Annotated in this window: 16 protein-coding genes and 1 pseudogene; 12 read left to right on the forward strand and 5 right to left on the reverse strand. The window is 33.6% G+C overall.

Annotation, left to right across the window (positions count from 1 at the left end; genetic code table 11):
- Positions 1–17: 17 nt before the first annotated feature.
- The 7 genes from OPF91_RS18800 (at position 18) to OPF91_RS18830 (ending at position 4,096) form a co-directional block, all read left to right on the forward strand.
- Positions 18–359 (forward strand): hypothetical protein, encoded by a 342-nt coding sequence (locus OPF91_RS18800; protein ID WP_264990453.1) that lies wholly within the window; start codon positions 18–20, stop codon positions 357–359.
- 44 nt (positions 360–403) lie between these two features.
- A complete protein-coding gene (locus OPF91_RS18805; RefSeq protein ID WP_264990454.1) occupies positions 404–1,306 on the forward strand; it encodes an acetamidase/formamidase family protein in 903 nt (300 codons plus the stop codon).
- 183 nt (positions 1,307–1,489) lie between these two features.
- Entirely contained in the window at positions 1,490–2,203 is a 714-nt protein-coding gene (locus tag OPF91_RS18810) for an ATP-binding cassette domain-containing protein (protein WP_264990455.1), read from the forward strand.
- Entirely contained in the window at positions 2,200–2,946 is a 747-nt protein-coding gene (locus tag OPF91_RS18815) for an ABC transporter permease (protein WP_264990456.1), read from the forward strand. The genes OPF91_RS18810 and OPF91_RS18815 overlap by 4 nt, the downstream gene beginning before the upstream one ends.
- 11 nt (positions 2,947–2,957) lie before the next feature.
- Positions 2,958–3,338, forward strand: coding sequence for a group-specific protein (locus OPF91_RS18820; RefSeq protein ID WP_264990457.1), 381 nt, complete (start codon positions 2,958–2,960; stop codon positions 3,336–3,338).
- The gene (locus OPF91_RS18825; protein WP_264990458.1) at positions 3,316–3,855 is read left to right on the forward strand and encodes an RNA polymerase sigma factor; all 540 of its coding nucleotides are present in this window, start codon (positions 3,316–3,318) and stop codon (positions 3,853–3,855) included. The genes OPF91_RS18820 and OPF91_RS18825 overlap by 23 nt, the downstream gene beginning before the upstream one ends.
- A complete protein-coding gene (locus OPF91_RS18830; protein ID WP_264990459.1) occupies positions 3,842–4,096 on the forward strand; it encodes a hypothetical protein in 255 nt (84 codons plus the stop codon). The genes OPF91_RS18825 and OPF91_RS18830 overlap by 14 nt, the downstream gene beginning before the upstream one ends.
- Before the next feature lie 52 nt (positions 4,097–4,148).
- Here the strand turns inward: OPF91_RS18830 and OPF91_RS18835 are convergent, their stop codons facing one another.
- The 5 genes from OPF91_RS18835 to OPF91_RS18855 form a co-directional block, all read right to left on the reverse strand.
- Positions 4,149–4,937, reverse strand: a complete 789-nt coding sequence (locus tag OPF91_RS18835) for a GNAT family N-acetyltransferase (protein WP_264990460.1) — start codon at positions 4,935–4,937, stop codon at positions 4,149–4,151.
- A 68-nt stretch (positions 4,938–5,005) separates the two neighbouring features.
- On the reverse strand, positions 5,006–5,758 hold the full coding sequence (locus OPF91_RS18840) for a LytR/AlgR family response regulator transcription factor (RefSeq protein ID WP_264990461.1): 753 nt from the start codon (positions 5,756–5,758) through the stop codon (positions 5,006–5,008).
- A gap of 12 nt (positions 5,759–5,770) precedes the next feature.
- A complete protein-coding gene (locus tag OPF91_RS18845; RefSeq protein WP_264990462.1) occupies positions 5,771–6,637 on the reverse strand; it encodes a GHKL domain-containing protein in 867 nt (288 codons plus the stop codon).
- A gap of 399 nt (positions 6,638–7,036) precedes the next feature.
- Positions 7,037–7,186 carry a cyclic lactone autoinducer peptide gene (locus tag OPF91_RS18850; protein ID WP_264990463.1) on the reverse strand — a complete coding sequence of 50 codons (150 nt, stop codon included), beginning with the start codon at positions 7,184–7,186 and terminating at the stop codon, positions 7,037–7,039.
- On the reverse strand, positions 7,173–7,751 hold the full coding sequence (locus tag OPF91_RS18855) for an accessory gene regulator B family protein (protein WP_264990464.1): 579 nt from the start codon (positions 7,749–7,751) through the stop codon (positions 7,173–7,175). Before OPF91_RS18855 ends, OPF91_RS18850 begins: the two co-directional genes overlap by 14 nt.
- A 241-nt stretch (positions 7,752–7,992) precedes the next feature.
- Here OPF91_RS18855 and OPF91_RS18860 point away from each other — a divergent pair, with 241 nt between their 5' ends.
- From OPF91_RS18860 to OPF91_RS18880, 5 genes and pseudogenes are all read left to right on the forward strand, one after another.
- Complete coding sequence (locus tag OPF91_RS18860) at positions 7,993–8,733, forward strand: YiiX/YebB-like N1pC/P60 family cysteine hydrolase (protein ID WP_373877074.1); 741 nt, start codon at positions 7,993–7,995, stop codon at positions 8,731–8,733.
- 56 nt (positions 8,734–8,789) lie between these two features.
- The gene (locus OPF91_RS18865; protein ID WP_264990466.1) at positions 8,790–9,956 is read left to right on the forward strand and encodes a YycP family beta-propeller protein; all 1,167 of its coding nucleotides are present in this window, start codon (positions 8,790–8,792) and stop codon (positions 9,954–9,956) included.
- A 141-nt stretch (positions 9,957–10,097) separates the two neighbouring features.
- Complete coding sequence (locus OPF91_RS18870) at positions 10,098–10,499, forward strand: hypothetical protein (RefSeq protein WP_264990467.1); 402 nt, start codon at positions 10,098–10,100, stop codon at positions 10,497–10,499.
- A gap of 60 nt (positions 10,500–10,559) precedes the next feature.
- The gene (locus tag OPF91_RS18875; RefSeq protein WP_264990468.1) at positions 10,560–11,879 is read left to right on the forward strand and encodes an ABC transporter substrate-binding protein; all 1,320 of its coding nucleotides are present in this window, start codon (positions 10,560–10,562) and stop codon (positions 11,877–11,879) included.
- A pseudogene (locus OPF91_RS18880) lies at positions 11,876–12,411 on the forward strand (hypothetical protein); the annotation flags it as partial. The gene OPF91_RS18875 and the pseudogene OPF91_RS18880, both read left to right, overlap by 4 nt.

Consider the following 12,411-nt stretch of genomic DNA (forward strand, 5'->3'; position numbering starts at 1 on the left):
GGAAAAGGGAGAGCCTTATGCAGTCAAACATCATCTTTTTATTCATAGGTATCGTATTGTCTGTTACATCTAAAGTAGTACAATTCGTGTTCAAATCGAAAATAGGCGATATGATTGTGATTCCAGCAGCAATTTTTTTCGTGCTTGCTGTGTTATTCTCCATTCCTCAATTCAAACATTTAGAGCGTATGAATAGGATAGTGCTTGCTGTTTTTGCTTGTATGACAGTTGTCTCTTTTCAAGTGATGATGCTATTACTAGTGGGTTACCATACAAAAATAGGCTTCCTTTTTTTGATACCGTGCATTGTAAGTGCTATGCTTGTAGTATATAAATGGTTTAAATATTTTCCAAAGTAGTACTCGCTTTTGCTATGATAGAAGGCAAAGGGGGATGGAATGGAATGGTGAAACATTATATTCAAAAAGAGCATGCCATTTATGCGATGAGTGCAGACAATGAGCCTGTTTTGAGCGTGCAAAGTGGAGATACAATTACATTTGAGACATATGATTGTTTTACGAATCAAGTGATAAGTGAGGAGCAAGTCGTTGAAGCATTAGATTGGCAAAAAATTAATCCTGCCACAGGTCCTGTTTTTATAGAGGATGCAGCGGTTGGTGATGTACTAGAGGTAACAATTCAGACGATTGCGATTGGCGATATGGCTACGTTTATGACAGGTCCTGAATTAGGCGTGATGGGCGATGAGCTGACAACAATGACCATTAAACGTGTGCCAATTGTACAAGATGTCCTGCAATTTACAAAGGATATTCAAATTCCTATCAATAAAATGATTGGTGTCATTGGCACAGCACCACCAAAGGAAATTGGCCCAATTAGCTGTGGTATACCTGATGCACATGGTGGCAATATGGATACAACAGCAATTACAGAAGGCACAAAGCTTTACTTACCTGTTAATATTGAAGGGGCATTACTAGCGTTAGGTGATTGCCATGCTGCCATGGGTGATGGAGAGGTATCGGTTTGTGGTGCGGAAGTGCCTGCCGAGGTAACAGTTACAGTTCGTGTTCTAAAAAATCATGCTGTGCCAACGCCTTATTTAATTAAGGATGATGCTATTAGTATGATTGCCTCAGCCAAAACATTAGATGCGGCAGCGATTTTAGCAACGAAAAACATGGTCAAAGTGGTAAAAGCATTCACCGATTTAACTGATACAGAGGCCATTCATTTATTATCATTGGCAGGGCAATTGCGGATTAGTCAAATCGTTGATCCCAATAAAACAGCACGTATGGAGCTACCATTACGTTATTTGAAAAATTTCAGAGAATAATCAAGAGGAAGCTCGTTACTGACTATGTATCAGTGACGAGCTTTTATTTTTAGTGCATCATTTGAAAATGAAAACCATCTATTTGGCTATATAAAATAAGTCAAAAATTTTTTTCGAACAAAATGAACTTTTTCTCCCTCTCGTTTGTATAGTAGGTAAATAGATAAGTAGGAGGCAGGTTTGATGACGTTATCTTTACAAAATATCGTTAAAACCTATGATGGTAAGGCGGTGCTGAATCATTTTTCGGCAATCTTTCCTGAGGGGGGCTGTTATTTATTGTTAGGGGAAAATGGTGCAGGAAAATCCACGTTGCTGAAATGTATTGCAGGGGATGTGATGTACGATAGTGGTGTAATGTCCTATGATAGACAGCTAGTGGATTGTGTAGCATTGCAATATCAGACATTTGATAGCTATAGCCATTTAAAAATTAGTGAGGTCATTCGATTATTTCAAGCGTTGACTGCCAATCAAAAGAATTTGACAGCGCTCTATGATTTGTTGGAGCTTGCAGCATATCAACATATATTAGTGAAAAATGCTTCAGGTGGTCAACGCAAGGCACTCTCCATTTATTTAGCCTTTTTATTAAATAAGCCAATTATATTACTGGATGAGCCTTTTGCGGATTTAGATTTAACGAAGAAAAAACAGCTTGGCGCATTTTTGCAACGAGAAATTCAGCAAACTAAGCAAATTGTCATTATCATTAGCCATGAAGTAGCAGGCTTTGAATCGTTATTTGATGCCATTTATATTTTAAAGGATGGACAGCTAGCGGATTACGGTACATTAGCAGAACTTGAAGAAAAGTATCAGAATCCAGTATTTAAAGGGATTGAAGGTATTTATTTTGGGATGACTGGGCAAGTATTAGGAGGGCGAATAGCATGATGATCCAAATTGCACGTACATTTATGTTAGAAAATATACGAAATTATGGTGTAGGTTTTGGAAATTCATTACCAGCCTTTCTTTTTTTATTGATTTCGTTTGCTATGAAATTTGTAGTGAATGAAGAAACCTTTCTTTATATTGTGAAAGGGCAATTTTTACCGATTTCCATTTTATTGTTGATATTTTCTTTTGCTTTTTCAAGTGTAACGATTTATTTAGCAGATATGAAGGCAAATCGCACCTTTGATTGGTTAAAGCGTACAAATGTATCGTCCTCTACTTACTATATTGGGATAGGTATTGGCATATTTGTGTTAGTGAATTGTATGCTAATCTCGTTACTTATTTGTTATAAGCTGTTTATTATGATTTCATGGGGCAATGTTTTCTCCATCGTATTAATCAGCAATTTTGTCTTGCTTGCACTTTATCCATTAAGCTTTATTTTGGCGGGAGTTTTTAAAAATGGGAAGGTTGCGCAAAGTATGTTAGTGCCAATCATGATATTATTTATGTTTTCAGTCACAATGACTACCATGTTTTTAACGCTTGCAGGTAAGGAGCCACAGCAATATTTTATTTTTCTTATATGGAATCCCATGCTTTATTTAAATGATAGTTTACAATATTATTTAGGGTTAACGACAATGACATGGCTTCCGACATATCAATATTTTGTTATTTTAATCGTATGGAGCTTGGCGCTTGTGTTGATTGCTCGTAAAGTTTACCACAGATAGGAGGGAAGATGATGGATATTGGCTGGATTGTTTCGCTCGTTGTAGCTAGTATATGGGTAGTTGTGATAGTAGCTATTATTATCCCGTTTGACCGCAAACATATTGTACGTGAAAATCGTAAAATTAATTATAAAAAAACAACCATTTATTTACGCTGGAATGTGTTCGATACTATAACATTTACGTTAGGTATATATACGATAGGCTGTGTACAAGCATTAAATTTACTGATTTCGAATGGGAAGGATGTAACGAATCCATATGTACAATTTTTTACAAATCAATCACAGGTATGGGTGATTATTATTGTTATTTATTCATTTTTGCGTATTTCAAGCACATTGAAATCGATCAAGGCACATTTAGGAGATGAGCCGAATGATGACGAATGAGCATTTGATGATAACTTATCAAGAGGGAGATAATGAGGCATTCAACCAGCTATATCATCAATTACATAGACCTTTGTATAGTTTTCTGTTTCGTTATACGAATGAAGAACAGTTAAGCATTGATATTGTACAGGACACTTTCGAGCAGTTACAAAAAAAGCGTCATGATTTTGATGTGGCAAAGGGAACAGTGCAATCATACATTTTCCAAATCGGCTACCGTCTATTACTCAATAAATTAAATAGAAGAAAAAAATGGCGTAGCTTCTTCCCATTTTTAGTGCCAATACAGGCAACAACCTTTTCAACAGATGATAAACTAGCAGTACAGCAAGCAATTGCAAAGCTCCCAGAAAAACAGCGTGGTGTGGTTTTATTGGCCTATTACCACGATTTACAGCAAGAGGATATAGCTAAGATTTTGGAAATACCTGTGGGCACAGTAAAATCGAGATTACATCAAGCATTGAAGCGTTTAAAAGAGGAGTTAAAGGAGGATTTTTATGCTGAAGGATGAATGGAAGAACGAGCATGAATTGCAGCAACAACTAGACCGATTTGATGTGCCAATTCCTGAAAAGCTAGCAACCTATAAAAAAAATCGTTGGGATCGCTTTATTACCTATTTAGGTGCACCTGCTAAAGATCCATTTGAGCAAATTAGTAGCACCTCTTTTGGCTACACAGCATTGCGCATTGTACCGCTTGCTTGTGCAGTGATACTGGCTCTTGTACAGTTGTTTAGTGTGGCAATGTAACATAAAAAAGACAGAAACGTGGATGAACGTTTCTGTCAGTAAGTATAGTATGTTAAAAGCGCAGTATGTTCCAAAAACCAATATCCTCAAAGCCTAAGCGTTTGTAAATAGTGCCAGCCTGTGGATTATCATAAAAGAGACATAGTGATTTGCCTTCATCTAATAGCTCACCACATAGCTTTTGCATACATTTTGTAGCATAGCCCTTTTTCTTATAGTCTTCTCGAGTAGCGACGCCTACAATCATAGCGGATAAGCTGTTTTCTGCAGCTGTGGAAGCAGAGGATACCATTAATTCGCCCTCTCGCATAAAGTAAGTACGTCCTGTTTTTTCTTCTTCCACACGCAGTTTGCTTTCCACAGTGATTGGACTATGGGCAAATTCAGGGATGGAGCGGAGTAATGCTACATTTTCTTCAATAGTATCTCGTGTTAATCGTTCGATATTCACTAATTCTTCTGGAGCATAGATGGGATGTAATGCTGTACATTTCGCATAATACAGCTCGTGTTTATGTAAAATCGCTTTATCCAGCGTAGGCTCTAACTGATCTGTTACATATTTTAAGCCTGCTACATTGGTTGCTTCTTTGTCCGCATTAATAATTGCTGCAAAACCTTCTGCATCCAACGTATCCTGTGCATAGGCAATGTAGTTTCCTTCGTATTTAAGTAATACCGCAATTAATTGCCCATCCTCAAATTGTCCCCAAAGCTTTTGAAATGGTTGGTCATAGCCGAAAACCTCAATATCGCCAATAATAAATAAATTTTCAGCAGGTTTTTGCTGTACAAGAGCCATACAAACTTCATGGTCAGCAGCAGTTAATAATCGAATCATGTTATCACACTCCAAATGTCAAATTAGTAGAATAATATGGTAAAGTGTGTCATTTGTCAAGATTGACATTATTCAAAGATAATCGTGGATGTAGATGGCAATGCTTTTATTAATGCTTTTTTATAGCGAAATGAATAATGGCAAATGGAACCGTTTGTCATCGTAATCGTGCGATAGGTTTGGTCAATTTTGCGAATATGTTGCAAATTGATAATATAGCCACGATGACAACGGAAGAAACGTTCATCTAACTGTTGTTCAATATCTGTTAAATTGCTGAAAAACTCATAGACACCATTTTTCTCCTTCATCTCGATTTTATGTGCATTGAGTGAAGTGGCAAAGCAATAAATATCTGTGAAGGGGATGATTTGCACATGTTCACCTATTTTCACTTGAAAAGTTTTATCAATTTGCTCAGTTTGTATATTTTGATGTTTCTGATAAGCAATATGTAAAGTATCAATTAAATTTTCAGCTAAATTTGGCTCATTTTTTACTATAAAATCTAATGCAGCTATCTTGTATGTAAAGGTTAACTTTAACTTATCTGCATAGGTCGTAATGAAGATAATCGAAGCTAATGGATCTTTACTGCGTATAGTATTTGCTAGCTCTAAGCCATTGATTTCATGCTGGAGCTCAATATCTAATAAAAAACAATTTGCCCGATGCTCTTTTAAATAAGTAAATACTTCAGATGGATTAGAGGCTATTAATGCAATTTCCACATCATCATATTGAAATAAAGAAGAATGGACAATAGTGGACTGTAAAAATTTTCGTTGTCGTGCATCATCCTCACAAATAACAATTTTCATGCTAGACACCTCCTAAAAAATTTGTAGCTCCTGTATAAAGTGCTGTTTCTCAATTCGTGTATTTAATGAAACATTTGCATGTGCCTGTAGGATTTCCTTCACATTTGCTAAACCAATCCCTCGACCATCGCCTTTAGAGGAAGATTGATAATCAAATATAGTTGAAATATTGATATTTGTATCATGGATTACATTGTCAATCACAATGACAACAGATTGCTGAGCAGTAGAGAGAACTGCAATATGTACAACTGAATCAGCAATCTCTACACTAGCTTCCATTGCATTATCAATCAAAATACCTAATACTCTTGTTAAATCAATAAGGTTCATATTCACAGAAGATATTGGATGTGGAATTTCCACTGTAACCCTTTGTTGCAAACGATTTGCGAGTAGTAGCTTAGATGATAATAAGCCCTTTAGCTCAACAACCTCTAATTTTTCTAATGTGCCAATTATTTTACTTTGAAATAAGGTCTGTTTTTCTACCTGCATAATATCTGAATAAAAATAGTGTTTTAATCCCTGTAAATCCTCATCTTCTATATAATTTTTTAGTGACATTAAAATATTGGTATAATCATGACGGAACTTTTGCATATCTGTATTTACTTGCTCCAATGCCTGCATGTATTCAAAAAACTGCTGCTGTGCCACTTCTTTTTGTTGAATGGCTTGCATTTTGTTGAGGTTAGTAATCAGTAATGTCACAGCAAGCACAATCAATAATATATAGGTAATTTGAATAAAGAAATTGGCTGTTGTTAACGCTTTATTATCTTGTACACCTATAAAGAATACATTGATATAAAACATACCAAGTGTTAGTATCCCAATAATAATTAATAATAGCTGCATTTTGAATGGGAAACGCAACGAAGATAACTTCTTTTTTACGCAGTTTTTATATAAGAAACTGAGAGATATTTGGCATAGTATAAACCAAAATATTTCAAGTATATATGAATTAGTAGTAAGTTGACTATTGATAAATTGTGCTAGGTTATCTGAAAAAATACTAATGAGTAGAACGACAGTCACATCAAAAAAAGCTACAATACTCTTTGTAAATAAGTAAAATAGCAAACTGGCTGTAATAAATAAAAAACAGATAGCTATAAGTTGTGAGGTATATGTTAACAATAAACAAAAAGGTAGTATCACCAAAACAATAACTTGTATAAGCTTTATTTTAGTTGGACGAATAGTGAGAAGATAGAACAATGGTCCAAAAATGAATATAGAATCTCTTAATATGAAAAGAAGCATATTGAATTATCCTTTATAAAAAGGATGTTCTTTTTTTAATTTTTCAGGTAACTCTTCTTCATGAGCAAACATTCTACAAACATAAACCATATCATTTTGAGTGATAGACATAATAAGATTTGAAATATTTTTAATCATTGTTTTAAGATAATTCATATAAAATTGTCTCCTTTTTCTGATTATAGATTTCTAATAAAAGCATAAAAAGTTCTAAAAGAATACCTAATGTAATAAATGGTAGTAAAGTACTTGGTAATAGTAAATAGATGCCATATAGAATAATAGCACGTTTATATATTTTCTTTTTCAAATAGTCTCTATGTGCTGTATTAAGAATAGAATGCTTTTTTGTGCCCTGAGGAGCTAAATATACTACTAGTAATAAACTTAATAACGTTAGGATAGACAGTAATGTACCATCTATTTTTATATAGGTGGTAAGCTTACATAAAATAGGGAATAATAAAATACTTCCTATTAAGCATTGTCTACTTGTTTGAAAATGAAAACCAAAGCAAACTTGTCTTAATACATAAAAAGCTATATGGGTAATCATTACTTCTAATAAGCATCCTAGTAAAAGCGCAATAGAATAGACAATAAACAATCTACCTACTTCAGAAACAAGCAATTTAATACCATATTCGATTTTGAGTCTTTCCGTTTGTGTATGTGATTCAAGTGTAAATAGATTAACTAAGTAATTTTCTATATATTTCATAAACGTCCACCTTCCTTTCTTATTTTACATAAATTTGTCTATAAATGGTGCAAAATTTCCTCAAATGTCGATTTTTCTTCCTAAACGTTATGGTGGTAACGAAAGTTGATAGTCAGGAAATATAAGTGTTTTTTTAGGAAAAAACGACTTATAGAAGCTACTTTTCATGTATTCTGTTTACGATATACGGTGTAGCTAGCTAACATATATCTTAAACACACATAAGAAAGAAGGAAGAATAATCGTGAAGAAACATATTTTAACATTTTCTTTTACTGCGGCTATGTTATTTAGCCAAACAGGTAACACTTATGCCACATCCTATGTCGATGATATTTTAAAGCTTCAGCCAGATATCTCGAAACAAGAATTACTACAGGATGTTAGAGCATTTTCTGTTGATACAGGGCAATCCGAACAAATTATTCTGGAACAGATTTATACAGAGTTAAAAGAAGATAAAGCACAAGGGATTGCAGAAAAAGTAGCATATGCTCAAACCAAAGAGGGTGTATCAACTTATGGCGCTAGTGGAGGAACGATTAGTGTTGGTGCAGGTACAAAGGGTAATTTTTACTATACGCCATCACAAACAGCTTATTTAGATCATGGGCATGTGGGAATGTATTATAATTCAACAACAATTGTAGAGGCTGTTCCTTCTACAGGAGTACGAACAATTTCAACTACGCAACGTTTAGTTGATAGCGTCGGTGCGGTTGAAAAATCTGTTAAAACGACATCAACCAATCGTAATAAGGCTGCGGATTGGGCATACTCGCAACTTGGACAATCTTATTCGTATAATTTTGCAACAAATCGTTTAACAGCACATACTGGAGATAAAAACTGTTCAAAACTCATTTGGTCAGCTTATCAATTAAATGGTAATCTCGATTTAGATGTGGATGGTGGTGCAGGTGTTTATCCACGTGATGTCCGAGATGCTTCGGATACTACATTGGTAAGAACAATTAAGTAAGAAGGATTAATCGTTTGTAACTTAGTTATGAACGATTAATTTTTGGAGGGGTAAATTTGAAAAAGATAATGATACCAGGAATTATTTTACTCATCATTACCAGTGGTGTGATTTATCTAGGGCAACCCAAAAATCTATTTTTAGCTGCTGAAGATATTGATGGTACATTATTAAAAAAGACTAAAGCAGTTATCTATTTATCAACAACAGCTGTTCAATATAACAATAATGGGATAAGCTATGCTATTTTTGTCAAAGAGGATCATTCAGCGCAAGCGTTTCAGATGGATAATTTAGAGTTAGGTACTATGGCTGTAGGGGACAATCAGCTCCTATTAGCAGACAAATATACGGTACGTATTGTAGGAGATAAGATGAAAACGTTTCAGATGAAAACATCTCAACATACAGGTGAACGAACTGGGTACCTACCATCACAAAATACCTTTTTTAGTATCTATAATAGTGGATTTGACCCATCAGGTAGTTATAGATCAGATGTTTACTTTGGAAATCGTGAGAGGATACATACAGGGACGATTCCGCAATATATTTTGACTTCTGGGGCAACAGATGAAGCGATTTATGTGCTAACACAAGAATTTGACACTAAGACATTGACTTTAAAAGAAGTAACATTGGATAAAGAACTCACCATCCATGATATCACAGCACTTCATGTAGAATCTTTTGATGACAGCAGTTCAACAACACCCATTTTAGTTGATAAACAATATTATTATCTACCTCTATCAACAATCAATATAAAAGAATCAAGTGAAAATATTGAAATTTATAGGATTAATAAACAAACAGGAAACCAAGAGAAATTTCCGTTTATTAACTATGAAAATGTAAATTTAGCATCTACTATTCCTTATAATACTAAGAATTCCGCCACTATTTATCAGAATAAATTGTTTTATGTGGATGGATTAGGAGATATTTATACATTTGATTTAACAACCAATAAAACTTCAAAAGCATTTCAACTCAAAGAACCTGCGCAATCTAGCATCCGCCACAATGAGCAAACGTATTTTAAAGATGGTTATTTGTATGTATTAAGGTATAGCAAAGAGAAAAAGAACTACTATTATTTAGAAACTTACTCACTAGATACAGGCAAGTTGATTGATTCATTTGATATACATGGTTTAGATAAAATTCTCAATTCTCAAAGAAAAGAGCCTTATTCTTATGATTTAAAAGTATTGCAATAAGGAATTGTTATTTTTAAACATAAAAGTGCTGATGATTTTGGGACAATCCATATCATGCTCTCTAATTTATGGAGATTGCATGTACAAGAAAAGTCCTCATAAGCAGCACAAAGATTCACTATTTATTAGGAGGAATAAGTAATGAACAAATTATTGAAAAAGTATTCAAGTATAGCGTTAATTGGAGGGATTTTATTCAGTGGTTTTGGGGCTACTACAGCAAATGCTGCATCAACGCCATATGTTTCTCCATATTTTGACTATGGAGTGTATGTAGGTGGGGGAGATGGAACGGACTTTAATCTTAATGGCACACAGTACTTCATTGCAACACATTCTGCTGTTTACTCTGGTCAACCATCAGGTGTTATTTATCAATTGAAGGGCTTGTTTGGTGTTGTGTCAACAAGTAATTCACAATCAGGAGCTATTACCCAAAAAAGAGTAGATGTTAGTGGACCGACAGGATCAAGGAAAGCATATTTAAGAAATATGTATGAACTTAATACACCTCAAAAAGCAAGTGGCTCATTTAACTACTAAATATTCAGATGGGTAACAAGTTTATTTTAGCTTGTTACCCATTTATCATAAGGAGATAGAATGAAAAAACTATTTTTACTATACATATTTGTTTCGTCTTTAATGTTGTCGGGGTGTATAAATTCTAACAAGGAAGTATTGCAAGTTTTAACCCCTTTTGAGGGAGATACTACAGAGATAGAAATGATTAATGAACAAATAAAACATCTAAACATTGTACTTGAAACAAATTTCTTAATTGGAGAGGACGAATTTGTTACTTTACAAGAAAGTGAAGAACTATGGAGCGAAATTAATAAGCGAGCATTAAAAAGTATTGATACAAAAAATTATGACTTATTAATAGGTTTTCCTACTCCATATCTTGATAATTTAATTCAAGAAGATAAGTTACGAAATATAACTAAGGAAATTTTGAAGGAGCTAGATAATGAAAATTTTCATAAGCCTGTTCTAGATGTAATTAAAAAAGCTGGTAATGGAGAGATATATTTTACTTCTCCTAGTTTTAATAGCATGTTATTTGCTATTAATCAGGAGCATTTAAAGGCTGCAGGTGTTGATTTGCCTTTACAGCCTTTAAATTGGGACACTGTTGAGCAAATGGCTAAACAAATAAGTAAAAAAACAGATTTCAACCCCATATCTATAGGTCCTGGCAGTGCAGATGGTTTGTTTATGGATTTTGAACTTGTCACTGCGCCAATGAATATACCCATCAAGGATAGTATTAATAGTACTGAGCTTTATGAAGAACAGGAATGGGCTGATGAATTAAATAGGATAATTGATTTAGTTCAACTTAATAAAAATGATTATCGTGATGAATCATTTTTTAATGGTGAATTAAGTATGAAAATAATGTATCCGCATGAGTTAAATATTTTACATAGAAAAGGAAATATAGATCAACTTGGCTTTCCTGTTAAGACGGATTTAAATATTACTATCTTACCCCCGCCAAGCTTTAAGGGGCATGATTTAGATATTTATATTCATACGAATAACATTGCTTTAACATCCAATACACTTAATACTATAACTTCTTTAAAAGTACTTAAATATTTGATAAGTAAAGAGTATGCTATCAAAGCTATAAGTGAAGAAAAGGCTTTCTTCAGAGGAAATTTCCCATCTTATTATGATAAGGATACACTAACTTTGTATAAAACTAAATTCCCTAAATTAGATAATCCTAAATATTTGTATTATGGAGAAAAAGGGTCTTATCATCCTGAAGTATTTACTCAAGAGCAATATGTTCGTTTTCATGAGGTAAACAGAAATATTTTTCCTCTTATGGTAAATAGAGAAATGAATATAGAACAAGGGGTTAAGGAAATTAACATAATATATAAAGAGCGGGAAGGGAAAAAATGAAGAAAATATTTTCCTTGGTAGTGCTGATTCCTTTTTTGTTTGTGTTATACCGAAATATAAGCGTTGCGTATTCTGGTCTTTTTCCTGCTCAAGATTATATTTTATTAGAAATACTAGTGAATATCCTTCCTTTACTTTTGTTTGTAGCTTTCGATGTATACAAGACCGTTAATTTTTCAATAATGAATCTTTTAATCAAAGCAAGTTTCTATATTTATTTAGTCTACTTGTTACTCTATACAGTTGGTTGTATTCCGTACACTATGATTATGAAGGGTACAAATTTTTCTTTTAACAACATTTTCAATTCTTTACCTATCAATCTGATTCCTTTAAAGACGTATTTAGTGGATAGCTTCATTCCATTGGCTTTATATGGAAATTTGATTTTATTATTCCCTTTAGGTATTTACTTATTTTTTTTGTATGGAAATAAAATCAACACAGTAAACAAAGCTTCAGTAGTTCTAGCTTCATCCACACTCGTGATTGAAACTGCACAATTATTCGGTAGTTTTTTAAGCGTAATAAG

Origin of the sequence: Lysinibacillus piscis (assembly GCF_026012395.1) — a bacterium.
Lineage (GTDB): Bacteria > Bacillota > Bacilli > Bacillales_A > Planococcaceae > Lysinibacillus > Lysinibacillus piscis.

Bases quoted from the DNA above. Each gene is read 5' to 3' on its own strand.
- OPF91_RS18800 (WP_264990453.1), top strand. From the start codon at position 18: ATGCAGTCAAACATCATCTTTTTATTCATAGGTATCGTATTGTCTGTT.
- OPF91_RS18805 (WP_264990454.1), top strand. From the start codon at position 404: ATGGTGAAACATTATATTCAAAAAGAGCATGCCATTTATGCGATGAGT.
- OPF91_RS18810 (WP_264990455.1), top strand. From the start codon at position 1,490: ATGACGTTATCTTTACAAAATATCGTTAAAACCTATGATGGTAAGGCG.
- OPF91_RS18815 (WP_264990456.1), top strand. From the start codon at position 2,200: ATGATGATCCAAATTGCACGTACATTTATGTTAGAAAATATACGAAAT.
- OPF91_RS18820 (WP_264990457.1), top strand. From the start codon at position 2,958: ATGGATATTGGCTGGATTGTTTCGCTCGTTGTAGCTAGTATATGGGTA.
- OPF91_RS18825 (WP_264990458.1), top strand. From the start codon at position 3,316: ATGAGCCGAATGATGACGAATGAGCATTTGATGATAACTTATCAAGAG.
- OPF91_RS18830 (WP_264990459.1), top strand. From the start codon at position 3,842: ATGCTGAAGGATGAATGGAAGAACGAGCATGAATTGCAGCAACAACTA.
- OPF91_RS18835 (WP_264990460.1), bottom strand. From the start codon at position 4,937: ATGATTCGATTATTAACTGCTGCTGACCATGAAGTTTGTATGGCTCTT.
- OPF91_RS18840 (WP_264990461.1), bottom strand. From the start codon at position 5,758: ATGAAAATTGTTATTTGTGAGGATGATGCACGACAACGAAAATTTTTA.
- OPF91_RS18850 (WP_264990463.1), bottom strand. From the start codon at position 7,186: ATGAATTATCTTAAAACAATGATTAAAAATATTTCAAATCTTATTATG.
- OPF91_RS18855 (WP_264990464.1), bottom strand. From the start codon at position 7,751: ATGAAATATATAGAAAATTACTTAGTTAATCTATTTACACTTGAATCA.
- OPF91_RS18870 (WP_264990467.1), top strand. From the start codon at position 10,098: ATGAACAAATTATTGAAAAAGTATTCAAGTATAGCGTTAATTGGAGGG.
- OPF91_RS18875 (WP_264990468.1), top strand. From the start codon at position 10,560: ATGAAAAAACTATTTTTACTATACATATTTGTTTCGTCTTTAATGTTG.